Raw genomic sequence first — 26,914 nt, forward strand, 5'->3', positions numbered from 1 at the left:
ATGGAGATTCTTTGGTTTATTCCGACGCATGGTGACGGCCGGTATTTAGGGACGCAAACGGGAGGGAGAACGGCGGATCATCTTTATTTTAAGCAAGTGGCACAGGCGGCGGACAGACTCGGGTATACGGGGGTGCTGCTGCCGACCGGGAGATCATGTGAAGACCCGTGGCTGACGGCTGCCGCTTTAGCGGGGGAAACGAGTGACTTGAAATTTTTAGTGGCGGTCCGTCCGGGACTGATGCAGCCGTCTGTCGCCGCGAGAATGGCGTCGACAATGGATCGGCTGTCAGACGGCCGTTTGCTCGTAAATGTCGTAGCGGGCGGAGATCCTTATGAACTGGCGGGAGACGGTATGTTTATCAGCCACGATGAACGTTATAAGGCGACTGAAGAATTTTTAACCGTCTGGCGCGGACTCATGCGGGGCGAAACGGTGACATATGAAGGGGACCATATCAAAGTGGAAAACAGCAATCTGCTGTTTCCGCCAAAGCAGTCTCCGCATCCGCCATTATATTTCGGCGGTTCATCACAGGCGGGAATTGAGGCTGCGGCGAAACATACAGATGTCTATTTAACATGGGGAGAGCCGCCGGAGCAGGTAAAAGAAAAGATTGAAACCGTTAAAAAACAGGCTGCCAAGGAAGGAAGGACGATGCGTTTTGGCATCAGACTTCACGTGATTGTCCGGGAGACTGAGGAAGAGGCATGGGAAGCGGCTGAACGATTAATCAGCCATTTAGACGAAGAGACGATTGCGAAAGCGCAGGCTGCGCTCCGGCGCGCTGATTCTTCGGGACAAAAACGGATGGCCGGTCTCCATAACGGTGACCGCTCGAAGCTTGAGATCAGCCCGAATCTCTGGGCCGGCATCGGACTGGTCAGAGGCGGAGCGGGCACGGCGCTTGTCGGTGATCCGCAGACTGTCGCTACTCGAATTTTAGAGTATCAGGCACTCGGCATTGAGTCGTTTATCTTTTCAGGCTACCCGCATCTGGAAGAAGCTTATTATCTGGCTGAACTCGTGTTTCCGCTTCTGCCGTTTCAGAATGAACGGACTAAAAAGCTTGAGCGCAGACTGGGTGAAGCAATGGGCAACGACCATTTTGCAAGAGGAAAGAAAGCGAAAGTCTGATGACGTCGCAAGGCGGATAATTGACGGCGGGCGCTTTCTGCGGATTCATTTCCGGGGAAATGCCGGCAGTGAAGGCGGGTATTCACCCGCCTTTTTAAGCGCTTAGCTTGCACGATACTCATATGGATGATATGATACAAAACGTAATTATTACGATTTGTTAGGAGCGCTGAAATGGCAAAAAAATCAAAAGTGATCAAAGAGCTCAAGCGGCAGAAGCTTGTTGAACAATATGCGGACATCCGAAGAGAATTAAAGGCAAAAGGAGACTGGGAAGCGCTGAGCAAACTGCCGCGTGATTCTGCTCCGGCCAGGCTTCATAACCGCTGTACGGTGACGGGGCGGCCCCGCGGATATATGAGAAAATTTAAATTGTCCAGAATCGCATTCAGGGAGCTGGCGCATAAAGGCCGGATTCCCGGGGTGAAAAAAGCGAGCTGGTAATGTAAAAAACTCCGGATCTGTCATGAACCGGAGTTTTTGCCGTGCTTATGAAAAGTGAAAACATAAGCCAAATGCTGAATCATCATCAGAATGAAAATCAAAAGAATCGGAAAAAAGGGTAGATGCGGCTGAATCAGCGGATAAAACAAAAGCAGAACGGCTGCGGCCGGCAATGAGAAGTAAACGGCGATATACGAGGAACGGCAAGCTTTAGCCGTCATCATTCGTTCTCTTTCATCCTGTTCCTCAAATTCATCGGGTACAAGCCTGTGCTTTTTGCCGTTTCGCTTTTTCTTTTCGGCATAGATATACAATGCGGCACAAACGGTAAACAGCAGAAACGGAGTGATATTCAGCTCAAATGAACCGCTCCCCTCCGTTTGGAAAAACTGAGCGATCCGCGGCGCCGCTTCCATAAAGGAAATAAGCGTCCAGCAGGCCAATCCGTAGAGTGCAAGGTGAAAACACGCTTTTCTTTTCAAACTCATTTTTTCTCCTCCTCCAGCCAGAAAACTTCCTCCATCGGCAGGGAGAAAGCCCGGCAGATGTTAAGCGCCAATAAAAGTGAAGGCACATAATCTCCTTTTTCAATCGCTGCAATCGTCTGTCTGGTGGCTCCGGCTTCTTTTCCGAGCGTTTCCTGAGAATAGCCGAATCTGGCTCTCAGCTCTTTTACTTTATTTTTCATCATCAGGCGTACCTCAAGTTTTCTTCTTTTTTATATTGTATGAGACTCTTAACAAAATGTAAACCCAACTTAACATGTGGACAAAAAAAGAATTTTTTTCGACAAATTTTTTAACATTCCCTTGACGAAAAAAAAATAAACATGTAATATTAGAAACATCAAATCGGTACTGACAAAAATTAATTTTGATGCGGGTGTAGTTTAGTGGTAAAACCTCAGCCTTCCAAGCTGATGTCGTGAGTTCGATTCTCATCACCCGCTCCATACATACGTTATTAACGCAGTGTTTCGTTTCTCTGATAAACGAAGTATTGCGTTTTTTTATGTGAAAAAAGACACGAAGGCGTGTCTTTTTATGAAAGCCAAGAGACGGTATGCGTGCCTCCGTGAATTTGTTCAAACATTTTTGTTAAGGATGATAGCAGCTCATCCGCCGCGTCTGCATGAAATGAAGGCGGGAAAAAGATCAGCTGCAGCATTTTCTTTGTGCCGGGCGTGACCGGGCGGGTATTGATATGTCCGGTGAAGTCGCCGAAAACGCCGTCCGGGCCGGAGAAGGACAGTACGCTTTCTTTTTCTCCGATCGTAATTGAAATGGGTTCATCTATTTCTGCGGCGTCATACGCCATGATAGGCAATGAATATTTCAAGGAGAAAAAAAGTATGGTATCATGGGCTGAATTCACACTTTCAATGAATCGTTCCCGGGAAATATCGCCGAGCATAAGCTCCATCGGCGTTTTTTGTCCTGAAAAGGCGGGACTGAGCTGTTCCGTTATACGCGCCCACTCTTTTACAAAAGGCTGCTCATCTATACCGCCGTCAGCATAATCAAAGTAAAGAGATTCTTGAAATAAACGGAGGCGGCCTTTCAGCATTTGCGGAGCAGGCCCGACTTCGATCTGTTCATATAAGACGGCTGCCGCTTTGATCCCCGGCACCCGTTCAGCAATAAGTGGATCTAAACTGATGTTCAAGTGTGTTCACTCCATTTCGGGATGATAAAACTCTATTATACCTGTGCGGGAGCCTGATCACAAAGAAAGGAGGCTGTGCAAAAAATGAATATTCATAAACTGAAAGAGGAATTAATCGAATACGCCAAAAGCATAGGAGTCGACAAAATCGGGTTTACGACGGCTGATACGTTCGACAGTCTGCGGGACCGGCTGATTCTTCAGGAATCACTCGGCTATTTATCCGGGTTTGAAGAGCCGGATATTGAAAAACGGGTTACACCGTCTTTGCTTCTCCCGAAAGCCAAATCAATCGTCGCCATCGCCCTTGCTTATCCTTCCAAAATGAAAGATGCGCCGAGGAGCACGAGGGACGGGCGGCGCGGCATTTTTTGCAGAGCTTCCTGGGGGAAGGATTATCATGACGTGCTGAGGGAAAAGCTTGATCTGCTGGAGAATTTTCTCCAAAGCAAACATGAGGATATCCGCACGAAGTCAATGGTGGATACAGGAGAATTGTCCGACAGGGCCGTGGCTGAACGGGCGGGAATCGGCTTCAGCGCCAAAAACTGCATGATCACCACGCCTGAATACGGCTCTTACGTCTATCTGGCTGAAATGATCACCAATCTGCCCTTTGAACCGGATGTGCCGATTGAAGATATGTGCGGTACGTGCACAAAATGTTTAGACGCGTGTCCGACCGGCGCGCTCGTCAATCCCGGACAGCTTAACGCCCAGCGCTGTATTTCGTTCCTGACCCAGACAAAGGGATTTTTGCCGGATGAGTTCCGCACGAAAATCGGAAACCGTCTGTATGGCTGTGACACGTGCCAGACGGTCTGTCCGATTAATAAAGGGAAAGATTTTCATCTTCATCCGCAGATGGAGCCTGATCCGGAAATCGCAAAGCCGCTGTTAAAGCCGCTTTTGACCATAAGCAACCGCGAATTCAAAGAAAAATTCGGACATGTATCGGGATCATGGCGCGGCAAGAAGCCGATACAGCGGAATGCGATTTTAGCTTTGGCTCATTTTAAAGATGCCTCGTCTCTTCCGGAATTAACGGCCTTGATGCACCAAGATCCGCGCCCCGTTATCAGAGGGACGGCCGCCTGGGCCATCGGGAAAATCGGTGATCCTGATTATGCGGGGGAATTAGAAAAAGCGCTTCAAAAGGAGCAGGATGAGGAAGCTATACGGGAAATTGAAAAGGGACTGGAGCTGTTATCGGTTTCTGATAAGACTAAAACCGGCCGGTCCTGACATATGTATAGAGAAAAAGCACTTGGCGTGAGTTCAAGTGTTTTTCTTTATAAAACAGTATGGTGGGTGGAGCGCTTGAAGCATATTATTGAAGATTTAGCGGAGGCCCGGCTTCATTATTTAATCAACGGAACCGAGATGAGGCACAATGGGCAGCCCGGCGATCTTGAGGTCCTGACGAGAAAAAAAGAGCTGTTTGAAAAACGGAAAGTTGACATCGTGAAAGCGAAGGCAAAAGCCGTCATTGTCAAAAGCAGCCTTGAGGACGACGGCACGTTATGCGTCATGTACACGATTCATTTCGAATATTTGTGCAAGGAGCATGACGGACACCTTTACTTAGAAGAGCAGATTGAGGAACGGACTGCATTTCTCTATGATCAGCTTTTGATTAAAGACCGGGAAGTAAAGAAAAAACCGGCGGGATTTTCTGACGGAAACAGCGTAATTGAATATGAGCGGAGTGAACGGGAAGATTTCGGGCGGGCGTTTCAATACGACCGTCTGGCTGCCGTGCAGTACGCGGAGAAGTTTTGGAATAAACGAAATCCCGCTTATAAAAATTTCAGCGACAACTGCACCAATTTTATTTCCCAATGTTTACATGCCGGAAAAGCACCGATGCGGGGGCATCCGAACAGAGGCTCAGGCTGGTGGATGAAGGCAAGCTCGTGGAGCTACAGCTGGACGGTCGCGCATTCGATGAAGATGTATCTGGCCCAATCCAAGGCAGGGCTTCGCGCGGTGCAAGTATCAAGAGCCGAAGAACTGATGCCCGGAGATATCATTTGCTATGATTTTGAAGGGGACGGCCGTTTTAATCATACGGCGATCGTGGTCGCGAAAGATAAAAGCAATATGCCGCTTGTCAATGCCCAAACGTATGACAGCAGGATGAGATATTGGTCATATGAGGATTCAACGGCGTATACTCCTTCCATCAGATATGCGTTTTTTCATATTACGGATGATACGACAAAAGAGTAATTAATGATATAATGGTGGGCGGAATAAAAAACAGAGGTGAACATCGTGGCATTACATGTCGTTTTATATCAACCCGAAATCCCGGCCAATACGGGAAATATCGCACGTACTTGTGCGGCAACAGACACAACGCTTCATTTGATCCGCCCGCTCGGATTCTCGACCGATGATAAAATGCTGAAGCGCGCCGGACTCGATTATTGGGAGTTCGTCAAGGTCGTATATCATGATTCATTGGAAGAGTTATTTGAGGCATATGAGAACGGAAAGTTTTTCTTCATTACAAAATTCGGCCAAAAGCCGCACACATCATTTGATTACTCAAATACGGAGGAAGACTTTTTCTTCGTATTCGGCAGAGAAACGAGCGGACTTCCGAAAGAATTGATCGAAAACAATATGGACCGCTGCCTGCGTCTGCCGATGACCGAGCATGTGAGATCATTAAACCTGTCCAACACGGCCGCGATTCTTGTATATGAAGCGCTGCGCCAGCAAAATTACAGAGATTTGACGTGAAAAAAACGCCCGCATCCGGGCGTTTTTTTATTGAATAAAAAAGACGGACAGCAGCGGTTCACGGCGTTTTTATAATTCCAGGCTTAACAACGTAACAGTGTTATGTTACAATACATTCATCGAAGGAGCTGGATTCATGGAGGAACAACTGATTTCAAAAAAAGAATTGCTGGAAGAAACATCAATTTCATACGGGCAGCTGTACCGCTGGAAACGGAAAAATTTAATTCCTGAAGAATGGTTTATCCGAAAATCAACATTTACAGGCCAGGAAACATTTTTTCCGAGAGCGGAAATATTAAAACGCATCTCAAAAATACAGAAAATGAAAGAAAATCTGTCTTTGGATGAAATGAGAGAAATGCTGTCTCCGCAAATGACTGATGTCAATATAACGTCTGCGGAGCTGCTTCAAAAGGGACTGATTTCAAAAGCCGCGCTGCAAGTTTATGGCGAAGACGGCGTGACATTCACGTCCCGCGCGCTGCTGTCTTTATATGTGCTTGAAGGACTTTTGCGATCGGGCAATATCAGCCTTGAGGAAGGAAAATTGGCGGCAGGGGTGCTGAAAACGTATGAGGCTTCCGAACTGAAAGCAAATACGGAGCTTGTCATGCTCCGAAAGCTTGGCGTAACGACGTGCTTCATCGCCGACGCGGAACATATTTTATTTGAACCGACTGTCAAAGTGGTTGAACGGGTGGCGCTTGCTGCGGCATCGGAAGAATTAAAAACGAAATGGATGCAGGAGGACCATCAATGGAAGTAACAGATAAATTAATCATCAACGGTTCAGGAAGTTCAAAAGGAGGCCGTTTTCATACAGTGGAGATCAACGGAAGCGGCACGGTGTCAGGTGATGTGGAGTGCGCGAGCTTTTTGTTTAACGGCAGCGGAAAAACAGACGGACATGTCAAGACGCAAACGCTGACGATCAGCGGTTCGGGGAAAATTTCCGGCAGTGCCGAAGCTGAATCCATCCGTATCAACGGAACGGGTGTCATTAAAGGTGATGTCAAAACGGAGCGGCTGAACGTCGCGGGATTTTCATCTTTCGGCGGCGGTGTGAAAGCTGATGATATTTTCATATCCGGGAAAGCCGGGATTGAAGGCGATTGCGAGACAGAGACGTTCCGTTCGGAAGGCAAATGCAAGATCGGCGGCCTGCTGAATGCCGATGAAGTCAGTATTAAGCTGACGGCGGGAGAAAGCCATGTGAAAGAGATCGGCTGCCGCCATTTGAAAGTGATGAGCAGAAAGAGCGTGCTTACGCGTTTTAAACTGATGCCGGCCCCGGTGCTGACAGCGGAGCTGATTGAAGGTGACATCATTGAATTGGCGGACACGAACGCGAAGACAGTCCGCGGAAATCATGTGCGGATCGGCGCAGGCTGCACCATTGGGACTGTGGAATACAGCGGCGATTTTACATGTGATCCTTCCGCTTTGGTTAACAAAGTCGTGAAACGATAGGAGGAGATGCGATGGAAACGACAAAAAAATTGAGTCATTTAAAAATGTACGGAGCCGGACACGCCTCCGGCGGCTCCTATCAAAATGTAAGCATTAAAGGGGAAGGAACTGTCGGCGAAGGACTTCAAAGTGAACGCTGCCGGATATTCGGTACGGGACTTTTTCTCGGAGATGCCGAGATCAACAGGCTGAAAATTTTCGGAGAGCATGAAGTTGCAGGAGATTTATCAGCACGTTCAGCAAATGTGATCGGCACATTGAAAGTTGGCGGCTCCATGCGTTTCGCCACGATGAGGCTGAAAGGACTTGCTGAAATTGGCAACGGGGCCGCGGGAGAGCAGTGTCATATAAAAGGCAGTCTCACAGTCGGCGGCGATTGCGAGACGGAGCTGCTTCATGTAACAGGATGTATCAATGTGGCGGGATTGTTAAACGCGGGGGACATAAACATCCATTTGCGTTATGACCGAAGCCGCGTGAAAGAAATCGGCGGCACATCGATCACCGTCAGACGGAAACCCGGTTTTCTTAAACGGAAAGCCGGCACGCTTTCTGCTGAATTGATCGAAGGGGACGCAATTTATCTCGAATACACGGAAGCGGACATCGTCAGAGGGAAGCATGTGGAAATCGGCCCGGGCTGCAAAATCGGAAAAATCGAGTATCAAACAAGCTGCAAATCTCATGAAAAATCAACTGTCCAAGAACATATTAAAATATGAAACATTGTTATGTTGTACAGGAAAGGGTGCTCTTTATGAAGAGCACCCTTTTGCCGTTATTTGTTTTCAGGTTTGCTGTCGTAACCCGCCGTAAAAATGGACACTAAAAAAGTGAGAATGACCCCAAGTAAAATGATCGTTTTCATCATTTCTCCTCCTCTTTGCTTTTCCATTTGATGTCCGAGTCTGGATGAAACTGTATTTCTTTCATTATGAACGGTGCACCGGACCCTTGTCAATGACGGCCTTATAACGTCTTTATTTTTAAGAAACGAAAAGCATGTATTATCACGTCACCGCATAGATTGTAACAAAGTACCTTATTTCTAGTGCATTAACCATGATAGAGGAGGTTCTTATGGATATATTAAAGAAAATTGAAAAGTACAGAGAGGAAGAGCAGCGTCTCAAATGGGAAGGGACGTTCGCTGATTATTTGGAGATCATAAAAGAAAATCCATTGGTCGCGCAGTCTGCTCATTCTCGCGTTTTTAATATGATAAAAGACAGCGGAATCGAGGAGGATGACGGTAAAAAGACATACAGCTTTTTCTCGCGGGAGCTGTTCGGCCTTGAGGAATCTCTGGAACGGCTCGTGGAGGAATACTTTCACCCGGCTGCCAAGCGGCTCGATGTAAGAAAACGGATTTTACTATTGATGGGACCCGTCAGCGGCGGAAAGTCAACTCTTGTCACCATGTTGAAAAAAGGGCTTGAAGCCTACTCATTGACAGACAACGGCGCTGTTTACGCCATTAAAGGCTGCCCGATGCATGAAGATCCTCTCCATCTCATTCCCCATCATCTGCGCGACGACTTCTACAGAGAATACGGCATCAGAATTGAGGGCAGCCTTTCTCCGCTTAATGTCATGCGGCTTGAAGAAGAGTACGGCGGCAGAATTGAGGATGTAAAGGTTGAACGTATATTCTTCTCGGAGGATAAACGTACCGGAATCGGAACCTTCAGCCCGTCTGACCCGAAATCACAGGATATCGCCGACTTGACGGGGAGTATTGATTTTTCAACGATTGCCGAATACGGCTCAGAATCAGATCCGCGCGCTTATCGGTTTGACGGTGAATTAAATAAAGCGAACCGCGGAATGATGGAGTTTCAGGAAATGCTGAAATGCGATGAAAAATTTCTGTGGCACCTTCTGTCACTCACGCAGGAAGGGAATTTCAAAGCCGGACGGTTTGCGCTCATCTCAGCCGACGAATTGGTTGTTGCGCATACGAACGAAACGGAGTACCGCTCGTTTATTGCCAATAAGAAAAATGAAGCCCTTCACTCCAGGATCATCGTGATGCCTGTTCCTTATAATTTAAAGGTGTCAGAGGAAGAACGGATTTATGAAAAAATGATTTCTGAAAGTGATGTTTCTGACGTACACATCGCCCCCCATACATTAAAAGTGGCCGCGATGTTTTCTATTTTGACCAGGCTGAAGGAACCGAACCGCTCTGATATTGATCTCGTCAAAAAAATGAGGCTCTATGACGGAGAAAGCGTTGAAGGTTACAATTCCGTTGATCTGGAGGATATGAAGAAGGAATTCCATGATGAAGGAATGAGCGGAATTGACCCGCGCTATGTCATCAACCGCATTTCCTCAACAATTATCAGAAAAAATATGGAATCGATCAATTCGCTTGACGTGCTGCGTTCCTTAAAAGAAGGACTTGACCAGCATCCGTCGATCTCCGCCGAGGACAAAGAGCGGTATATGAATTTTATTTCCGCCGCCAGGAAAGAGTACGATGACATCGCTAAAAAAGAAGTGCAGAAGGCGTTCGTCTATTCATATGAAGAATCCGCTAAAACTCTCATGGACAATTATTTAGATAATGTGGAAGCGTACTGCAATAAAAATAAGCTCCGCGACCCGCTGACGGGTGAAGAAATGAATCCTGACGAAAAACTGATGAGATCCATTGAAGAGCAGATCGGCATTTCAGAAAACGCGAAAAAAGCGTTCCGCGAAGAAATTTTAATCCGCATATCCGCCTATGCAAGAAAAGGAAAACGCTTTGACTATAATTCGCACGAAAGACTCCGCGAAGCGATTCAGAAAAAGCTGTTCGCAGACTTAAAAGATGTGGTGAAAATTACGACCTCAACCAAAACGCCGGATGAGCAGCAGCTTAAAAAGGTCAATGAGGTAGTGGCAAGGTTAATAGATGAACACGGCTATAATTCGACTAGCGCTAATGAACTGCTGAAGTATGTCGGAAGCTTGTTAAACCGCTGATGTTTGATTTCATTGAGAGGCCCGTCTGTAAAAGGACGGGTTCTTTTGTCTGTTTTTCGCAATTGTTTGTCAATTGGAGAGTCCGGCCGGCATAAGATAAAAATAAATCTTTTCGCCGGACTTGTTTCATAAACAGGACCAAGCCGGAATACACATGTAAAACGACCATAACGGTTAAGGAGGGGAATTCATGTCCCGTAATGACAGCGGAAATTTTTTGATTTCAGAGGAAGACTGGTCCCTCCATCGCAAAGGCTTTGACGACCAGCAGCGCCACCAAAAGAAAGTACAGGAAGCGATAAAAAACAACCTTCCGGATCTTGTCACTGAGGAAAGCATTATTATGTCCAACGGAAAAGATGTCGTGAAAATCCCGATTCGTTCGCTTGATGAATATAAAATCCGTTATAACTATGATAAAAATAAACATGTCGGCCAAGGCGACGGCGACAGCGAAGTCGGCGATGTCGTGGCAAGAGACGGCGCAGATAAAAAGCAGGGTGCTGGAAAAGGCCAGGGAGCAGGCGATCAGGCAGGCGAGGATTATTATGAAGCGGAAGTTTCATTGATGGATCTGGAAGAAGCGCTGTTTCAGGAATTAGAACTGCCGAATCTGCAGCAAAAGGAAAGGGACAATATCGTCCATACCGATATCGAGTTCAATGATATCCGGAAAACCGGGCTGACAGGGAATATCGATAAGAAAAGGACGATGCTGTCGGCCTATAAACGAAACGCCATGACAGGCAAGCCGTCGTTTTACCCTATTTATCCGGAAGATCTGAAATACAAAACATGGAATGATGTGACGAAGCCGGAATCGAAAGCTGTCGTTTTAGCGATGATGGATACAAGCGGTTCGATGGGCGTATGGGAAAAGTATATGGCGAGGAGCTTCTTTTTTTGGATGACACGATTTTTACGGACAAAGTATGAAACGGTTGATATCGAATTTATCGCCCACCATACGGAAGCGAAGGTTGTGTCGGAAGAAGATTTTTTCTCGAAAGGCGAGAGCGGGGGCACCATCTGTTCCTCCGTTTACCGGAAGTCTCTTGAATTAATTGATGAAAAATATGACCCCGCCCGCTACAACATCTATCCGTTTCATTTTTCAGACGGAGATAACCTGACTTCGGATAACGCCCGGTGCGTAAAGCTCGTCAATGACATCATGAAAAAATCGAATCTGTTCTGTTACGGTGAGGTCAATCAATATAACAGGCATTCCACCCTCATGTCCGCCTATAAAAATGTCAAAGATGATAAATTTAAATACTACATCCTGAAACAGAAATCAGACGTATTTCAAGCGCTGAAAAGCTTTTTTAAAAATGAGGAATCCGGTGTAAGCAAAGCATCGTATGAAATATAAAGCCGAGTGAAGAATCGTGCGGCCGCGGTTCTTCACCCGGCTTTTTTAAATTAAAAATAAAGAGAAAAAACGGCATAAAAAAAATCCTTAAAAAATGAAACTTTTCTCTTTACAAACCTTCTTTCATTTATTAATATTTTATCTTGTGAACTATTATTAAGGGAATGAGGTGAAAATACGGTGATTGAATCAGAGCTCGCTTTGCTCAGTTTTGAACAACTGTTTGATACTTCCAGATCGATTTACAAAAAGCAGAAAATGATTCTGGAGACAGTTCTTGAACCTTTTGATATTACAGTGCTGCAGTATCTGCTGATGTTCAAAATACATAAGAGCAAAAGCACGCAGCTTTCAAGGCTGGCTTTGTCGCTTGATCTGAAACCGGCGTCTGTCACGAGAATGACCGATATTCTGTATAAGCGCCGCCTAATGGTTCGGAGCGACTATCACGACGACCGGCGTGTTGTTATGATTCAGTTAACCGAAGAGGGGGAAGAACTTCTAAAGAAAGCTGCTGTTCAATATGCCGAAAAAGCGGCGGTCTTATACCGGCAGCTCAATACCGCTGAACTGCAGTACCTGCGCAAGCTTGCGGAAAGTTTAACGAAGCTTGCAAACGGCTGTGCAGTGAAAAACGGAAAATAAAAAAATCCCCACATATTTTTATCATCATTCCACAAAATGATAGAGGAAGAAACGAAAGGAGAAAACAAAATGAACAGAGGACGTTTAATTCTGACCAACATTATCGGTTTGATTGTTGTTCTTGCAATTATAGGCGGAGGTGCTTACTACTATTATCAAAGCACACACTATGTAAAAACCGATGAAGCAAAAGTTGCCGGTGACATGGCTGCTATCACAGCTCCTGCTGCGGGTAAAGTAACTGACTGGAACCTTGATGAGGGGAAAGAAGTAAGCAAAAACGACGTTGTTGCAAAAATCAAAGGACAGCAAAATGCTGACGTAAAAGCCATCATGGATGGAACAATCGTGAAAAACGAAGTGAAAAACGGCCAAATGGTGCAAGCCGGTACGACAATTGCCCAGGAAATTGACATGAAACACCTTTACATCACTGCAAACATTAAAGAAACAGACATTAGAGACATTGAAGTAGGAAACAAAGTAGACGTAATTGTTGACGGCGACCCTAATACAACATTTGACGGAACAGTAGAAGAAATCGGTTATGCGACAAATTCAACATTTGATATGCTGCCTTCTTCAAACTCAAGCGGCAACTACACAAAAGTAACGCAAAAAGTTCCTGTTAAAATTTCACTCAGCAACCCATCTGACAAGGTGCTTCCTGGTATGAACGCATCTGTAAAAATCTCTGAATAATACAGATCAGTCATCAAACCATGAAGGGAGGTTGTCTTAGGTGGCTAAATCAGATAATCAAGTAAAAAGTCCTAAAACATTGCTTATTGTGCTTATGGCCGGGTTATTCCTGGCGATCTTGAACCAAACGCTTCTTAACGTGGCGATGCCGCACTTAATGACCGAGTTCGGTGTGAGTGCGACGACGATTCAGTGGCTTACGACCGGATACATGCTGGTCAACGGTGTTTTGATTCCGTTATCTGCGTTCTTAATTACCCGGTTCGGACAGAGAAGCCTCTTTCTCGTAGCCATGTTCTGTTTTACAGCGGGAACGTTAGTCTGCGGAATCGCGCCTAACTTCTCAACCATGCTGATCGGCCGGTTAATTCAGGCGGTCGGCGGCGGTATCCTGCAGCCGCTGGTCATGACAACCATTCTGCTTATCTTCCCGCCTGAAAGCAGGGGGAAAGGAATGGGGATTTTCGGTCTTGCGATGATGTTTGCTCCGGCGGTCGGACCGACTCTTTCCGGCTGGATCATCGAGCATTACACATGGCGCATTATGTTCTACGGCCTTGTTCCGATCGGGGCAATCGTTATTATCATAGCGTTCTTCCTCTTTAAGAACTTAGTGGAACCGCAAAAAATCAAACTCGACAGCTTGGGTGCGATTCTATCCATTGTCGGATTTGCCTCATTGCTTTACGGAGTCAGTGAAGCGGGCAGCGACGGCTGGGGAGATCCGATCGTGCTGTCTACCGTCATTGTCGGTGTCATCGCGATTGCCGCGTTTGTCATTCAGCAATTGCGCTCTGAAAAACCGATGCTCGACTTCCGGGTATTTAAATATGATATTTTCTCACTTTCCAGTGTGATTAACATCATTATTACCGTTGCGCTTTACACAGGAATGTTCCTGCTTCCGATTTACCTGCAGAACTTAGTCGGCTTTACGGCGCTGCAATCGGGCCTCTTGCTATTGCCGGGCGCGATTGTCATGCTGATCATGTCACCGATTTCCGGTATTCTGTTTGACAAAATCGGTCCGAGACCGCTTGCGATTATCGGGCTGATCATCACGGTCGCAACGACATTCCAGTACACAAAATTGACAATTGACACACCTTACACGCACATTATGCTTGTCTATGCCATCCGCGCATTCGGTATGTCACTGTTAATGATGCCTGTTATGACAGCCGGAATGAACCAGCTTCCGGCACGGTTGAACAGCCACGGCACGGCGATGAGCAACACGCTCCGCCAGATCAGCGGTTCAATCGGAACAAGTTTGATCACAACGATTTATACGAACCGTACGACAATGCACTATTCGCAGATTGCGGATAAAACAAGCACGGCTGATCCAAGCTTCATGCAGTCGTTCCAAAGCGCGGTTTCGAATTTAATGGTCAACATGAACATGTCGCTTGATGCGGCGAAACAAACCGTTTATTCTTATCTCTACAAAACAGCTTCACTTAATTCCAACGTTATGGGGATTAATGACGCGTTTATGTGGGCGACGATCTTTGCGGTTATCGGCGTAGTCCTGAGCCTGTTCTTGCGTGACGTACGGAAAGACAAACAGCGGGCGAAGAAAAAAGAGGAGCTGTCATTGCTTCCGGCCCCTAAAGAAGTGAAGGAATCTTAATCATCTGAATGGGAGGTTTCCTGAATGAAAATTTACGTAGTGTACGATAGTGAAGGCGAACATACAAAACACCTTGCTGAAGCCATTGCCGAAGGAGCACGAGAAAACGCTGAGGCTGAAGTCCTGATCGACCATGTCGATCAAGCAGACATCCGCAAGCTGAAAGACATGGATGCCATTATCTGGGGATGCCCGGGACACTTTGGCACCATCAGTTCAGGCTTAAAAGCGTGGATCGACAGACTCGGCTATCTGTGGGCTGAAGGCGAGCTGATTGATAAAGTCGGCGCCGTATTCTGTACGACGGCGACAACACATGGCGGATTAGAAATGACAATGCACAATCTGATCACTCCTATGTTTCACCAAGGCATGATTGTTGTCGGACTTCCCGGCAACGTTCCTGAAAACGCGCTGTACGGTTCTTACTACGGCGCGGGCGTCACATGCCCGGTTGACAGCGATGTGCTGATGACGGAAGAAGGCCTTCAATTAGGCCGTGCGCTTGGCAGACGTGTCAGCCAAGTCACAGGTAATCTAACTGCCGGACGACAGTAAGGAGAGGGTTATATGGCCATTATTATAGCGGTTATTGCTGCTGTCATTGTGATTGCACTTCTTATCACATTCAATGTCCGCAGCACTTCTGCAGGACAGGATGTCAAAGAAGAAAAGAGAGAAGCGATCGGCACTACAGCCGAACAGCCGGAAAAGCATGATCCGGCCGAGGAGCGCTCAGCCGAGCATGCTCCAGTCGTTGTAAAATCTGAATCTCCCCGTGAGAAAAAGAATACAATGGGCGATGATGTGTACCGTCAGGCGCTTCAGAAGTTTAAGACTTCTGAGACGGATCAGGAACCAAACGATCCTGATAGCGGCGGTAAAATGCAGGATAGCAGCTATCGTGATGCGCTGCTCTCCTTAAAAAACAAAAAGAAGTAATTGAAAAGGCAAATCTGCGTAAGAGCGGATTTGTCTTTTTTTTATTGAAGATATTGTAATACGTGATGATCTAGTGTACTATGTTACTCATACACTTGATCCGAATGGAGAGAGAAAGAATGACATCGTTTTTAGGTTTGCTGAAAAAAGATGCGAAAGTTTCATGGATTTGGCTCGCGGTGTGGCTTTGCGGCATGATTTGCTGGGCGTTTGCAGCCCACGTCATCGCTGCCCGTCAGAAAGAACCGCTCGTCATTTTCGGCTTTTTTACGGCAATGGGGTTTTTTCAATTTCTTGTAGCGCCGCTTTTTATGTACTATCACCTTCATAAAGAAGGAAAAAATCAGCTGTGGCTTTACAATCCGAATGGAGGATTTTATCTGCTGGCTTCCAAGCTGACGGCCTCACTGCTGTATCAGTTGATCGGGCAGCTGGCGCTGACCGGTTACGGCATTTGGATGTACCGGATGCTTTCTGCAAAAGGAGCGCTGGAACACACCATTCCCCTGGCCGGCACATTAACCGGACTGAATGCTTACCTGCTGATCAGTTCAGCGTATTTATCTGTGATCGTGGCCGTCTTTTGGACTGTTTTTCACTCATTAAAACATGTTCCCGTCCTCCGTTGGGTGATCTGCATCGTGCTTGCGTTTGTCTGGACCTATATTGACGATAAAATCATTACGCCTTTCACTTCATCTCAACATGATTTATGGCCGGTAAAAGTGTATGCGGATTTTGATTTTCACTATACAAAATTGACCGGCTGGACGGTGGAGCTGAAGGCTGTCCACATCTCGCTTTTCAGCTTCCTGGCAGTGATCGTGCTTGCGGCGCTCTGTCTCGCGCTGGCCTCTATGCTGCTGAATCGAAAGGTTGAGGTGTAATGATGGAGAATGAATTTCAGTCATCCAAGCCGATTTATCTGCAGATTGCCGATCGTGTATATTACCGGCTGATCCGAAGTGAGCTTTCACCGGGGGACAAACTGCCGTCCGTAAGGGAGATGGCCGTACAGATGAAAGTGAATCCGAATACGATACAAAGAACGTACAGTGAAATGGAAAGGCTGGGGATCGTGGAGACGAGAAGAGGACAGGGAACCTTTATAGCGGAAAGGTCCGATCTGAAAGCGGAGCTGAAAGACAGGCTGACTAAAGACGTTTTCAAACGCTTTATTCAGGAAATGGCGGAGCTGGGGCTATCTCCTGAGGAAATGATCGACGGGATCAAACAATATGCGGAGGAAGCAAACGATGAATCTTGATTTTGAACGCGTAACAAAAAAATACGGCCGCAGGCTCGCGGTCAGCGATGTATCATTTTCATTGTCTCCGGGTAAAATCTACGGAATTTTAGGGCCGAACGGAAGCGGTAAATCAACAACGCTTAAAATGCTTGCCGGGCTTGCGTTCCCGACCTCGGGCGCCGTCCGGATCGGAGACTGCGCAGTAAGCAGGAACATGCTGTTTCGTACGGCTTATTTAACCGAACATGATATGTTTTCCGCCCGGACGACCGTCGGTGATATGCTCACATTTTATCATTCGCAATTCCCGGATTTTCAGCTGGAAAAAGCACATAACCTATTAACGGAAATGAATCTTTCAGCGAAGCAGAAGATAAAAGAGCTGTCCAAAGGCAGCCGGGGCAGGCTGAAAATCGTTTTGGCCCTGTCGAGAAAAGCATCCGTCATTCTGCTGGATGAGCCGTTTTCAGGTCTTGATCCGGCGGTCAGAGAATCGATTGTCAACAGTCTCGTATCTTATATTGATTTTGACAGCCAGATCGTCGTCATCGCCACGCATGAGATCGGCGAGATAGAGACGCTGTTAGACGAAGTGATGGTTTTCATAAAAGGGAAAATCGCTGAACGGCGCGAGGTCGAAGAAATTCGGGAACAGGAAGGAATGTCCGTGCTGCAATGGTACAGAAGCGTCATGCAGGCGCACGAAATAGAAGGGGGATTCTAATTGGAAACGGTATTAGAACTGCAACAGGTAAAGAAAACGATAAAAGGACGAACGATTATTCATGATCTGAGCTTCTCCGTCCGGGCGGGCGAAGTGTTTGGATTTTTAGGGCCGAATGGAGCGGGGAAAACCACTACGATCAGAATGATGGTCGGATTAATGAAACTGTCTCAGGGAGACATCGTAATCTGCGGGGAATCCATTACGAAAAACTATGCAAAAGCGGTCAGGCACGTCGGAGCCATCGTGGAAAACCCGGAGCTGTACAAATTCCTGAGCGGTTATAAAAATTTACAGCAGTACGCAAGGATGGTAAAAGGCGTTACGAAAGAAAAAATAGATGAGGTCATCGAGCTCGTCGGGTTGCAGGACAGAATACATGACAAAGTAAAAACCTACTCTCTCGGAATGAGACAGCGTCTCGGCCTCGCCCAAAGCCTGCTGCATAATCCTAAGGTGCTGATTCTGGATGAACCGACAAACGGCCTTGATCCCGCGGGCATCAGGGAAATCAGGGACCATCTGAAAAAGCTGACACGTGAAAAAGGAATGGCTGTCATCGTCTCAAGCCATCTGCTGTCAGAAATGGAGTTAATGTGCGACCGAATCGGCATTCTGCAAAAAGGGGAGCTTGTCGATATTCAAAAAGTAAGGGATGAAGGAAAAGAGGATAAAGATACATACTTCTTCCATATTGAACAAAGAGAAGAGGCTCTTGCCGTTCTGAGTCAGTTTGACTGTGTGAAGAAGACAAACGGCATTGAGATCAAGCTGTCAAAACAGGAAGTGCCTGATGTGATTTCACTGCTCGTCCGTGAAAACATCCGCTTATATGAAGTGAAAATCATGACAAAATCTTTGGAAGACCGTTTCTTGGAGATTACCGGCGGGACGAAAGAGGAGGTTCAATATGTTTAAGCTGATCTATAATGAATGGATAAAAATTTTCAGCCGCGTCGGCACGTGGGCTATGATTGTAATTTTAGGCGTTTCGATGATCGGTTTTGCGCTTCTGTCAAACCATTTCACCTCGAGCGAAGCCAGTCCGAATTGGAAACAGGAGCTCCAGGCCGAAAACAAAGAAATGAAACAGCAGATGAAGGAAACCGGAAACCAGACGCTCATTGATAACCTGAAACAGAATGTCGCGATAAATCAATACCGTATGGATCATAACATCCCTGAGGATACAGGGTACACAGTGTGGTCATACGTAGCTGATTCTTCGATGATGACTGTTTTGACCGGGCTGTTTACGATTATCATTGCCGCAGGCATTGTGGCGAATGAGTTCAACTGGGGCACGATCAAGCTGCTTGCCATCCGTCCGCTCAGCCGTTTTCAGATTTTGCTATCTAAATATATGACGGTGCTGCTGTTCGGACTGCTGATGCTTGTGATTTTATTTGCCGGCTCCGCTCTGTTGGGATTGGTCTTTTTCGGTACAGGGGGAGATACTGCGGCTGATGTTCATCTCGTATACAAAGACGGCCAGGTTTTTGAGCAAAATATCATCGCCTTCCTCGCTAAAACATATGTCTATGAATCTGTCTCCGCTTTTATGCTTGCGACGATGGCGTTTATGCTGTCTGCGGTATTCCGGAACAGCTCATTAGCGGTCGGATTTTCTATTTTTCTATTGGTTATGGGAAACACGGCGACTGTATTTCTTGCCACGAAATTTGAATGGACCAAATATATTTTATTCGCCAATACGGATTTGTCTCAATATATGAACGGGACTCCTTTAGTAGAGGGGATGACGATGACATTTTCGGTTGTGATGCTTGTGATTTACTTCGTTATTTTTCTGGCGCTCGCATTCGGCGTCTTCTTAAAACGCGATATTGCCACCTGATATAAAAAAGCTGTTTTGCCTTTGCAAAACAGCTTTTCGTTTTAGATGAAAAAAACCCTGCCGGCGTACACCGGCAGGGTTTTTAAACAATTTATGCTTTTGTTACGTTAGCAGCTTGTGGTCCGCGGTTTCCTTCAACGATTTCGAAAGAAACAGATTGGCCTTCTTCTAAAGTTTTGAAGCCTTCGCCTTGAATAGCAGAGAAGTGAACGAATACATCGTCTTGACCTTCTACTTCGATGAATCCGAATCCTTTTTCAGAGTTGAACCATTTTACTTTACCTTCTAACATGAAATTTCCTCCTAAAGCGACATAACGCTTAAATTCACTATTCTTGCTCTAAAACAAACTTCCAAGACGAAAACTCTTACAAAACTTTCTTCTTAAAGATAGTTCGAACAAAAATAATTACCTTTACTCTACCAGTAATTCGAAGAAAAAACAACTGCTAAATGTAACTTTTTTCGAAATAACATGTTTTAAGAGGAGAACGCTCTGATACGGAAATCTGATTTGAGACTAGAACAGCCCATTTTCAGCTGATAAAAACCGCTTTGCAGCCTCTTAAGGAAGCAATTGACAACCCTTTTTTAATCGGTATTGTATGTAATCATGAGCCCGAATACCATGGTGCAGCCTCTGTACATAAAAATAGATAGGGAGTAGGTCAACTTGAACCTGCGGCTTATAAACAGTCTGTTTCTTTTCATTTTGATCATGTCACTTACTTCATGTCATTATCCTGACGGGAACCGGACAATTACTATCGGAATCAATGAATCTGATCAATCGATCTGGGAGTTTGTCGCGAAAAAAGCCGGTGAGGAAGGATTGCAGCTCTCTTTGGTAACGTTTTCGGATTATGCCGAGGCCGATTTGGCGCTTGCCGGCGGGGATCTCGACGCCAATGCGTTTCAATCCGTTTCTTATTTTCAATCTTTGCCGCCTCATGTGAAAAAGAAGCTGGCTCCTTTAGGAACGACATATGCGGCATCGCTGGGGGTGTATTCCAAGCAACATAAACGGCTGAAGGATATACCGGACGGAGCGGTCATTGCCGTGCCTGGTGAAGCGGCGGCCTTCGGCAGGGCGCTTTTTCTCATGCAGGAGGCCGGACTGATGACATTGAAAAAGGGATTCACCGGTACGGGTTCAACTGATATGATCAAGGACAACCCGAAGCATCTGACCTTAAAAACGGAAACAAAAAAGAACGCCTATCAGGCGGCGGAACATGCTGACGCAGCAGTTCTCAGTCAAAGCGAGGCGAAAAGAGCAGGATTTCATGCGGAGAAGGACGCGCTGATCCGATCGGCGCAAATGAAGGAAGCGTATATTCATCTGATCGCCGTCAGGGCTGAGGATAAAGATGATGAACGGATGCAAAAACTCCTGTCTTTGTATCAATCAGATGATACCGCGGCGTTTATTGAAAAAGAATATGAGGGCAGCCTGATTCCTGTTTTCCTGAGGGGCGGCTTTCTCACTGAAAAGAAAGAATGATTTCCTCTTCGGGCGATCATTCTTTTTTTTCAGTGCTGCACACTTGATTGCGCCCTGATGTTTTCGCTTTGTACAGCATCCGGTCCGCGATCAGGGGCAATGTCTGAGGATCCGATGTATTTGTCGGATAATGCGCGATGCCGAGGGAAACGGTCACGGGAATTGTATCTCCGCTCGTCAGCAGAATCGGGTTCGCGTCAATCGTGTGCCTGATTTCTTCTGCGAGGTGAAGCCCTTTTGTATACGTGCAATTGGGCATAAGCACGGCAAATTCTTCCCCGCCGATGCGGGCTGACGGATCAGAACTGCTGAGTAAGAGCCTCAGGCGCGCCCCCAGTTCCTTCAGCACTTGGTCCCCTTCATAATGGCCGTATTGATCATTGATCTGCTTAAAGTGATCAATATCCAAATAAATAAGCGCGAGCTGAGACGAGGGGGATTGAGACGCCCGATCGTACAGAACGCGCGAGACTTCCTCGAATTTTCTCTTATTAAAAATCCCCGTCAGAAAATCATAATTCGCTTGAAACTTGTATTGCTTGAACAAAAGGCGGGCATCGGCTTCGTGTTTAATGATATACAGCGACAGCATTCCGCCCAAGGTAGAAATGAGCCAAAAATAAACGAGGGCCCCGGCAGGCTGTTCAGGCATAAGTAACAGCAGCGTCAGGGTGATAATAACATTTGAAAAGAGCAGCATAACGAACGCATTTTTGTGATTCGGCTTTTTTCCTCTGAATACGGCCACAGAAAGTATCGCAATCATGCCGACTGCGGCGATAGAATAAATGGCGCTGGCATTGAAATTGATCAGGATACGGCCTGCCACGATAATGAAAAAGGCAGCTGCTGTAGACACCCAGCCTCCGTAAAGAGCGGCGATGATAATGGGGATATTTCTGAGATCAATGATGGAATCGGAGTAAGAAAAGCCGAAAGCAATCAGAAAAACCCCTAAAAGCCCGCAAACCGCCCCCTTCAGTAATTGAAACATCGGACGGTCTTCTTTATGTGAAAGCGACTCTTTAAAAAGAACGGTGAAGAGATAATTAAATGTGATTAAAATCGTCAAATTAAGAAACAGTTCCTTCAGCATAACAATCACCCTTATATAAGTTACTAAAGAAAGGATGGAAAGAAAAGAGAAAAATCAATAAAAATACATATATTGTCAATCCTTACTTGACCGATCGGAATTGATGTAATATAGTGTTTAAGGATAATGAGCAAGGGAGTGTTTACCTGTTTTGGAGAATTTATTTGTAATCTTACATGTTTTTATTTTGTTTTTGTTTATAGCAGGTCTGTTTGTGATGCAAAAAAAACACGTTTCCTTTTCTAAACGTGTCTTTACCGCGCTCGGATTAGGCATTGTATTCGGTTTTGCGCTGCAATTGATTTACGGGCCGGCCTCACATGTCGTGACAAAAACGGCCGATTGGTTTAATATTGCCGGCGGCGGTTATGTCAAATTGCTTCAGATGATCGTCATGCCGCTAGTCTTTATTTCTATTCTCGGCGCATTTACGAAGCTTAAACTGACCCATAACATCGGGAAAATCAGCGGTCTGATCATCGGAATTTTGATCGCTACGACAGCAATTGCCGCGGCAGTCGGAATTGTTTCGGCGCTTTCCTTTGATCTGAAAGCCGTTCATATCGACCAGGGGAGCACTGAGTTATCAAGGGGTCAGGAGCTGCAGCAAAAATCTGAGGATATGACGGCCAAAACGCTGCCTCAGCAAATCGTTGAGCTTCTGCCGGGGAATCCGTTTCTTGATTTCACGGGAGCCAGACCGACTTCCACCATCGGAGTCGTTATTTTCGCCGCTTTCCTCGGCATCGCTTTTCTGGGCGTGAAACGGAAGCAGCCGGAGCACGCAGCGACATTCAGCGGAATTGTCGATGCGGTTTACGCGATTATTATGCGCGTCGTGACATTAATTTTAAGACTGACGCCTTACGGGGTATTGGCGATTATGACCAAAACGATCGCGACAAGCGACATCGACAGCATTGCGAAACTGGGGATGTTTGTGATCGCTTCATACGCCGCGCTTATCGCCATGTTTATCATTCACTTGCTGCTGATCACGTTCAGCGGTTTAAATCCGATCACATACGTGAAAAAAGCATTTCCGGTTATGGTGTTTGCGTTTACGTCCCGTTCAAGCGCAGGGGCTTTGCCGCTCAATATTAAAACACAAAAAAGCATGGGCGTACCGGAAGGCATTGCGAACTTCGCCGGTTCATTCGGCTTATCAATCGGTCAAAACGGCTGTGCCGGCATTTACCCGGCGATGCTCGCGATGATGATTGCGCCGACAGTAGGACAAAACCCGTTTGAACCGGGATTTATCATCTCTGTCATCGCCATCGTGGCAATCAGTTCATTCGGTGTAGCAGGCGTGGGAGGCGGCGCGACATTTGCGGCTCTTCTCGTCCTATCCGCTTTGAACATGCCTGTGGCGCTTGCCGGGCTGCTCATCTCAATTGAGCCGTTAATTGACATGGGGCGCACCGCCTTAAATGTCAGCGGCAGTATGACCGCAGGGCTGTTAACAAGTAAAATGACGAAGGAAACCGATACCGCGGTGTACAATGATTCCTCAATCGTCATTGAAGCTGAAGAAGCTTAAAAGCAGATCGATGGTTCATTCTCTTATAGAAAAATATGAGATAGAGCGCTAAAACGAAAAATCCTTCATCGTTGAACGAATGAAGGATTTTTTTTCGTTTCTAATGATTTCCGGGTTCAATTTCTTCCAGCATATTCATCACGGTGCTGTCATTTAAAACATTTACCGCGCTTTCTTCGAAGTGAATCGGCTCGGTATAGTGAGGCTTCGGCGAAGTTTCTTTACTGCGGCTGCGGTCTGCCTGTCCGTCCGTATGGGATGAGCCGGCGTGATTGCGGGAAGTCTGCTCATGCTGCTGTCCGCCGGATTCGCCGCCGAAAGCCTGTTTGATCAGCTCGGCAGGCTGCAAGGAGCCGGTTTGTGAATGCCGGGCTTTGTCTGTGTGCTGCTGTCCGCCGGATTCGCCGCCGAAAGCCTGTTTGATCAGCTCGGCAGGCTGCAAGGAGCCGGTTTGTGAATGCCGGGCTTTGTCTGCGTGCTGCTGTCCGCCGGATTCCCCGCTGAACGCCTGTTGAATCAGGTCAGCAGGCTGCATGGAGTGTGTGCCATCTTTATGCTGCATTCTGCCTGAAACCATTCCGGAGATTTTCCGGCGGATTTCGGGTGATAAAGCTGCAATCAGAATCGATGATCCGATCAGCAGCGCTGTCGGGCTGATGCCGCTTTTTTTTCTGAACAAGTTAAATCCCTCCTCATTCAATTGATTACGCTTACCTTTCCCTTTCCTTCTGATATTTATCCAAACCGCTCAGAATGCAAACGGCGTGTATAAATCCCGCCGAATAGAAAAACCTATACGTAAAGTGAGAAAGGAGGAATTCACATGATAAAAAAGCAAGCAGTTATCTCTGCCCTTCTTCTGCCGATGCTGATTACCGCAGGGTGCAGTATGGGGAACCAAGGAGAAGGAAAACGAAATGACAACCACACCCAGAATGTAAATTACCGCAACACGCCTAACGACGGTGCGACAAATATGAATACAGTGAACCGTCATAACCAAAACACCGATCACAATGACAATCGTAACCTGAGAGTGGCTGATAAAGCCGCTGACAAGGTGACTGATTTAAAAGAAGTTAAAAATGCGACTGTGATCGTTGCCGGAAACAGCGCTTATGTAGCCGTTGTTCTGACAAACGGACAAAAAGGCGCCATCGCCAACCATTTAAAAAATAAGATTACCGATAAGGTGAAATCAGCCGATAAACATGTCCGGACTGTATATGTATCAGCGAACCCGGACTTCGTTGAACGTATGCAAGGCTACGGAAAACGAATCCAAAACGGACATCCTGTATCCGGTCTGTTTGATGAATTCGGTCAAATGGTGCAGCGTGTATTCCCAAACCCCAATAAATAAATGAATGGAAAAGCCGCATTTGCTGCGGCTTTTTTATTTTATCTGCCGTCACGACCCAGCGCTCCTGAGCATAAAGTAAAGAATGAGATGAAAATGAAAGGATCGGGGAGGGGAGCTTGTTTGCGTGACGGCATGGGGAAACGGGCGGTATTCACTCTGATCCTGTGCGGAGTCCTTGTCATATTGGCTGTCAGTTCAGCCGTTTCAGTAAGTATGATGTACATCCTGTCAGGCCAAAACAGCCGCTCTGTTCCGACGAAGGAACAAGTGACTGAACACATGGATAAAGAAATTTACAAACATACAGCGATTTACTATACGGCGGATGAAAAGCCGCTCTTGGATCTGACCAAGCTTACGCTGGACCACGCAAAGCGTATCAATCAAATCATTGTCGGCTATAAAGGTGAAGCGCCGCTTGAACTCATTTTCTTTTCGGATGAAGCTGAAATGGAGCAATATTCAGGATTGAAAAATGTAGTCGGTTTTTATTCAGAACAGGAGCAGATGATGGGGCTTTTGCCTGAAGAGAAAAAACAGCTTTTGAAAAAAGATGAGCTGGCCGTTTTCATGTATAAGCAATTGATTATACATGAATATACACACTATGCGTTTCATCAAAAAACGCGGCAATTGGGGACGGATACGTCTGTATTTCCGCTTTGGTTTCATGAGGGGCTGAGCGAGTGGGTCGCGCATTATGATGTAGTCATTGATCCGATTGCATTTTCCGTCGTGCCGTTTGATCAATTAACGACCGACCGAAAATGGCAGAAATCGCGTATGGAATATGAAACGGATGTCTATTTGCAAAGCTTCTATATGATAAAGGACTTAACCGAAACATTCGGAGAAGGCATTATCTTAACCATTATCAACAAAACCGCCGAAACACAGGATTTTGAAAAAGGCTTTGAAGCGGCTACGAAAGAAAGCCTGAAACAATTTGAACATGATTTCATAAAAGCATATGAAAAAAAGAAAACGGCATTGGAGAGTCAGGTTTCCAACGCCGTTTTTTAATCAATGGAGGTTTTGCTGCTGCTGTCCCATTTGTCCTTTAATCGGAGGCATTTGCGGCTGTCCCTGGGCCGGTGCAAATGAATTCAGCATGGTCTGCATATCTTGTGCATTGAGCTGAGGAACCTGATAATAACCGTGTTTATTTTGGTATAAGAAGATTTCAAACGCCATTTCGACATATTGCTGAATTTGCGCGGAGAGCACTCTTCTTGTGACGGGATTGGTCATTTCAAGCGAGCTCATCGTCAAGAGAGAAGCTTGAGCTTTAATCAGGCCGAGCATATGGCCGCTGATCCCGAGATCTTTGACATCATTTAATGATTGATTCGGTTTTTTCGGCTGAGTCGGTTTTATACCGTAGACGGCCTGGTTCTGTTCCTTCATCATATATGTCGACGTTTCCTGAGAAGGCTTTTGGCCGGTCTTAAAGCATTCTGCCGTCAGATTATAGAGTCCGAGAATGAATTGATACTGGCGGTCAAGGATGTCGGCCAGCTGCTGATCCTGTATAAATTGTCTGAGCATCATAAATTGATCCAAAACGCCGACTGTTCCGGCCAGCACTTCATGCATATCGAAAAGCTCATGTCCTCCGTGATTCACTTGCGGTGAACCCGGGATCCCCTGATTTACTGGCTGCTGCTGCTGCTGATTCTGCTGCTGTTCCACTGGTTGTTTTCCTCCTTCATGTCAAATCATCATTAAGATGTGAAAAAAGCCGATCCGTTATACATCAAGTCCTGTTTCGTTACGTGGGGATTATTTACTATTTTGCGCCAGTGAAGACAATCTTTACAAAAAAGTGATG

The 26,914-nt window shown here is 46.3% G+C and carries 31 protein-coding genes and 1 tRNA gene; 25 read left to right on the forward strand and 7 right to left on the reverse strand.

The window, feature by feature from the left end:
- Both ssuD and rpsN read left to right on the forward strand, forming a co-directional pair.
- A complete protein-coding gene (ssuD, locus tag ACKTRM_RS04620; protein ID WP_012117137.1) occupies positions 1-1,137 on the forward strand; it encodes an FMNH2-dependent alkanesulfonate monooxygenase in 1,137 nt (378 codons plus the stop codon).
- 174 nt (positions 1,138-1,311) lie between these two features.
- On the forward strand, positions 1,312-1,581 hold the full coding sequence (rpsN, locus tag ACKTRM_RS04625; RefSeq protein WP_007610245.1) for a 30S ribosomal protein S14: 270 nt from the start codon (positions 1,312-1,314) through the stop codon (positions 1,579-1,581).
- A 20-nt stretch (positions 1,582-1,601) separates the two neighbouring features.
- Here rpsN and ACKTRM_RS04630 read toward each other — a convergent pair whose 3' ends face one another.
- Positions 1,602-2,069 carry a hypothetical protein gene (locus tag ACKTRM_RS04630; protein WP_012117138.1) on the reverse strand — a complete coding sequence of 156 codons (468 nt, stop codon included), beginning with the start codon at positions 2,067-2,069 and terminating at the stop codon, positions 1,602-1,604.
- On the reverse strand, positions 2,066-2,269 hold the full coding sequence (locus ACKTRM_RS04635; RefSeq protein WP_003155407.1) for a helix-turn-helix transcriptional regulator: 204 nt from the start codon (positions 2,267-2,269) through the stop codon (positions 2,066-2,068). The genes ACKTRM_RS04630 and ACKTRM_RS04635 overlap by 4 nt, the downstream gene beginning before the upstream one ends.
- A gap of 190 nt (positions 2,270-2,459) precedes the next feature.
- On the opposite strand from ACKTRM_RS04635, the gene ACKTRM_RS04640 reads away from it, so the two are divergent.
- Positions 2,460-2,533, forward strand: a tRNA-Gly gene (locus ACKTRM_RS04640).
- Between the two features lie 89 nt (positions 2,534-2,622).
- Here ACKTRM_RS04640 and ACKTRM_RS04645 read toward each other — a convergent pair.
- Entirely contained in the window at positions 2,623-3,246 is a 624-nt protein-coding gene (locus tag ACKTRM_RS04645; protein WP_012117139.1) for a hypothetical protein, read from the reverse strand.
- An 84-nt stretch (positions 3,247-3,330) separates the two neighbouring features.
- Between ACKTRM_RS04645 and queG the strand changes: the two genes are divergently transcribed.
- From queG to ACKTRM_RS04735, 18 genes are all read left to right on the forward strand, one after another.
- A complete protein-coding gene (gene queG, locus ACKTRM_RS04650; RefSeq protein WP_015239452.1) occupies positions 3,331-4,491 on the forward strand; it encodes a tRNA epoxyqueuosine(34) reductase QueG in 1,161 nt (386 codons plus the stop codon).
- 75 nt (positions 4,492-4,566) lie between these two features.
- Positions 4,567-5,478: an amidase domain-containing protein gene (locus ACKTRM_RS04655; protein WP_012117141.1), complete on the forward strand. Its 912-nt coding sequence runs from the start codon at positions 4,567-4,569 to the stop codon at positions 5,476-5,478.
- A 36-nt stretch (positions 5,479-5,514) separates the two neighbouring features.
- Positions 5,515-5,997 carry a tRNA (uridine(34)/cytosine(34)/5-carboxymethylaminomethyluridine(34)-2'-O)-methyltransferase TrmL gene (trmL, locus tag ACKTRM_RS04660; protein ID WP_101536285.1) on the forward strand — a complete coding sequence of 161 codons (483 nt, stop codon included), beginning with the start codon at positions 5,515-5,517 and terminating at the stop codon, positions 5,995-5,997.
- Positions 5,998-6,133: 136 nt separating this feature from the next.
- Positions 6,134-6,766, forward strand: a complete 633-nt coding sequence (locus ACKTRM_RS04665) for a YhbD family protein (RefSeq protein ID WP_007408428.1) — start codon at positions 6,134-6,136, stop codon at positions 6,764-6,766.
- Complete coding sequence (locus ACKTRM_RS04670) at positions 6,757-7,470, forward strand: polymer-forming cytoskeletal protein (protein WP_012117144.1); 714 nt, start codon at positions 6,757-6,759, stop codon at positions 7,468-7,470. Before ACKTRM_RS04665 ends, ACKTRM_RS04670 begins: the two co-directional genes overlap by 10 nt.
- 11 nt (positions 7,471-7,481) lie before the next feature.
- Positions 7,482-8,192 (forward strand): hypothetical protein, encoded by a 711-nt coding sequence (locus ACKTRM_RS04675; protein ID WP_012117145.1) that lies wholly within the window; start codon positions 7,482-7,484, stop codon positions 8,190-8,192.
- Between the two features lie 358 nt (positions 8,193-8,550).
- Entirely contained in the window at positions 8,551-10,446 is a 1,896-nt protein-coding gene (prkA, locus tag ACKTRM_RS04680; protein WP_003155391.1) for a serine/threonine protein kinase PrkA, read from the forward strand.
- A 190-nt stretch (positions 10,447-10,636) separates the two neighbouring features.
- Positions 10,637-11,821 (forward strand): sporulation protein YhbH, encoded by a 1,185-nt coding sequence (gene yhbH / locus ACKTRM_RS04685; protein WP_012117146.1) that lies wholly within the window; start codon positions 10,637-10,639, stop codon positions 11,819-11,821.
- Positions 11,822-12,001: 180 nt separating this feature from the next.
- On the forward strand, positions 12,002-12,466 hold the full coding sequence (locus tag ACKTRM_RS04690) for a MarR family transcriptional regulator (protein ID WP_003155389.1): 465 nt from the start codon (positions 12,002-12,004) through the stop codon (positions 12,464-12,466).
- A gap of 36 nt (positions 12,467-12,502) precedes the next feature.
- The gene (locus ACKTRM_RS04695) at positions 12,503-13,168 is read left to right on the forward strand and encodes an HlyD family secretion protein (RefSeq protein ID WP_007610259.1); all 666 of its coding nucleotides are present in this window, start codon (positions 12,503-12,505) and stop codon (positions 13,166-13,168) included.
- Between the two features lie 40 nt (positions 13,169-13,208).
- Positions 13,209-14,804, forward strand: coding sequence for an MFS transporter (locus ACKTRM_RS04700; RefSeq protein ID WP_012117147.1), 1,596 nt, complete (start codon positions 13,209-13,211; stop codon positions 14,802-14,804).
- Positions 14,805-14,828: 24 nt separating this feature from the next.
- Positions 14,829-15,362 carry an NAD(P)H-dependent oxidoreductase gene (locus ACKTRM_RS04705; protein WP_003155386.1) on the forward strand — a complete coding sequence of 178 codons (534 nt, stop codon included), beginning with the start codon at positions 14,829-14,831 and terminating at the stop codon, positions 15,360-15,362.
- A 12-nt stretch (positions 15,363-15,374) separates the two neighbouring features.
- Positions 15,375-15,746 (forward strand): hypothetical protein, encoded by a 372-nt coding sequence (locus ACKTRM_RS04710; protein ID WP_003155385.1) that lies wholly within the window; start codon positions 15,375-15,377, stop codon positions 15,744-15,746.
- 119 nt (positions 15,747-15,865) lie between these two features.
- Entirely contained in the window at positions 15,866-16,633 is a 768-nt protein-coding gene (locus ACKTRM_RS04715; RefSeq protein WP_012117148.1) for a hypothetical protein, read from the forward strand.
- A gap of 2 nt (positions 16,634-16,635) precedes the next feature.
- Complete coding sequence (locus tag ACKTRM_RS04720; protein ID WP_012117149.1) at positions 16,636-17,013, forward strand: GntR family transcriptional regulator; 378 nt, start codon at positions 16,636-16,638, stop codon at positions 17,011-17,013.
- Positions 17,003-17,719 carry an ATP-binding cassette domain-containing protein gene (locus ACKTRM_RS04725; RefSeq protein WP_017417327.1) on the forward strand — a complete coding sequence of 239 codons (717 nt, stop codon included), beginning with the start codon at positions 17,003-17,005 and terminating at the stop codon, positions 17,717-17,719. Before ACKTRM_RS04720 ends, ACKTRM_RS04725 begins: the two co-directional genes overlap by 11 nt.
- On the forward strand, positions 17,720-18,637 hold the full coding sequence (locus ACKTRM_RS04730) for an ABC transporter ATP-binding protein (protein WP_012117151.1): 918 nt from the start codon (positions 17,720-17,722) through the stop codon (positions 18,635-18,637). It begins immediately after the preceding gene.
- Complete coding sequence (locus tag ACKTRM_RS04735) at positions 18,630-19,577, forward strand: ABC transporter permease (protein WP_012117152.1); 948 nt, start codon at positions 18,630-18,632, stop codon at positions 19,575-19,577. The genes ACKTRM_RS04730 and ACKTRM_RS04735 overlap by 8 nt, the downstream gene beginning before the upstream one ends.
- 91 nt (positions 19,578-19,668) lie before the next feature.
- Here the strand turns inward: ACKTRM_RS04735 and cspB are convergent, their stop codons facing one another.
- Positions 19,669-19,869 (reverse strand): cold shock-like protein CspB, encoded by a 201-nt coding sequence (cspB, locus tag ACKTRM_RS04740; protein WP_003155376.1) that lies wholly within the window; start codon positions 19,867-19,869, stop codon positions 19,669-19,671.
- A gap of 381 nt (positions 19,870-20,250) precedes the next feature.
- Here cspB and ACKTRM_RS04745 point away from each other — a divergent pair, with 381 nt between their 5' ends.
- On the forward strand, positions 20,251-21,081 hold the full coding sequence (locus ACKTRM_RS04745) for a MetQ/NlpA family ABC transporter substrate-binding protein (protein WP_012117153.1): 831 nt from the start codon (positions 20,251-20,253) through the stop codon (positions 21,079-21,081).
- A 16-nt stretch (positions 21,082-21,097) separates the two neighbouring features.
- Here the strand turns inward: ACKTRM_RS04745 and ACKTRM_RS04750 are convergent, their stop codons facing one another.
- Complete coding sequence (locus ACKTRM_RS04750) at positions 21,098-22,177, reverse strand: GGDEF domain-containing protein (RefSeq protein WP_012117154.1); 1,080 nt, start codon at positions 22,175-22,177, stop codon at positions 21,098-21,100.
- A 151-nt stretch (positions 22,178-22,328) separates the two neighbouring features.
- Here ACKTRM_RS04750 and ACKTRM_RS04755 point away from each other — a divergent pair, with 151 nt between their 5' ends.
- Complete coding sequence (locus ACKTRM_RS04755; protein ID WP_012117155.1) at positions 22,329-23,720, forward strand: L-cystine transporter; 1,392 nt, start codon at positions 22,329-22,331, stop codon at positions 23,718-23,720.
- Between the two features lie 100 nt (positions 23,721-23,820).
- Here the strand turns inward: ACKTRM_RS04755 and ACKTRM_RS04760 are convergent, their stop codons facing one another.
- Positions 23,821-24,399, reverse strand: a complete 579-nt coding sequence (locus ACKTRM_RS04760) for a hypothetical protein (RefSeq protein WP_012117156.1) — start codon at positions 24,397-24,399, stop codon at positions 23,821-23,823.
- A gap of 144 nt (positions 24,400-24,543) precedes the next feature.
- On the opposite strand from ACKTRM_RS04760, the gene ACKTRM_RS04765 reads away from it, so the two are divergent.
- Entirely contained in the window at positions 24,544-25,083 is a 540-nt protein-coding gene (locus tag ACKTRM_RS04765) for a YhcN/YlaJ family sporulation lipoprotein (protein ID WP_012117157.1), read from the forward strand.
- A 120-nt stretch (positions 25,084-25,203) separates the two neighbouring features.
- Positions 25,204-26,106: a hypothetical protein gene (locus ACKTRM_RS04770; protein WP_025284476.1), complete on the forward strand. Its 903-nt coding sequence runs from the start codon at positions 25,204-25,206 to the stop codon at positions 26,104-26,106.
- Here ACKTRM_RS04770 and ACKTRM_RS04775 read toward each other — a convergent pair whose 3' ends face one another.
- The gene (locus ACKTRM_RS04775; RefSeq protein WP_012117159.1) at positions 26,107-26,775 is read right to left on the reverse strand and encodes a spore coat protein; all 669 of its coding nucleotides are present in this window, start codon (positions 26,773-26,775) and stop codon (positions 26,107-26,109) included. It abuts the gene before it with no gap.
- Between the last annotated feature and the right edge of the window lie 139 nt (positions 26,776-26,914).

Origin of the sequence: Bacillus sp. D7-8 (genome assembly GCF_052055895.1) — a bacterium.
GTDB lineage: Bacteria > Bacillota > Bacilli > Bacillales > Bacillaceae > Bacillus > Bacillus velezensis.